The sequence below is a fragment of the Staphylococcus pasteuri genome, from assembly GCF_030547725.1.
GTDB classification, from domain to species: Bacteria; Bacillota; Bacilli; order Staphylococcales; family Staphylococcaceae; genus Staphylococcus; species Staphylococcus pasteuri.
The window spans coordinates 1-246 of the sequence record NZ_JAUOQO010000735.1 but is presented as its reverse complement, the minus strand read 5'-3'; the positions used below and the strand labels follow the sequence as shown (position 1 = coordinate 246).

Sequence of the window (246 nt, the reverse complement as noted above, 5' to 3'; positions counted from 1 at the left end):
GGCCTTGAACCTGACGGGCGACCGGCTGGTCGAGCGTGCCGCGGCGGCGGGTCGGTCGATCGATACCCCGACCGTGTCCAAGATCGAGAGCGGCAAGAACAAACTCACGACCGTTGGCGCGCGTGAAGCGCTGGCGGCGGGCCTCGGACTCGCTCCCGAGGCGCTCTCTGCCTACTTGGACGGCGTTCGTGGGCTACCAGAAACGCTTGCCCTCGCGCAGCGTGGGGCTCTGAGTGTGGCGTCGAC

Annotated in this window: 1 protein-coding gene; it reads left to right on the top strand. The window is 68.7% G+C overall.

What is annotated here, in order from left to right; all coding sequences use genetic code 11:
- A partial coding sequence (locus tag Q4528_RS15310) for a hypothetical protein (protein WP_303522560.1) occupies nucleotides 1–246 on the top strand: 246 nt, incomplete at both ends.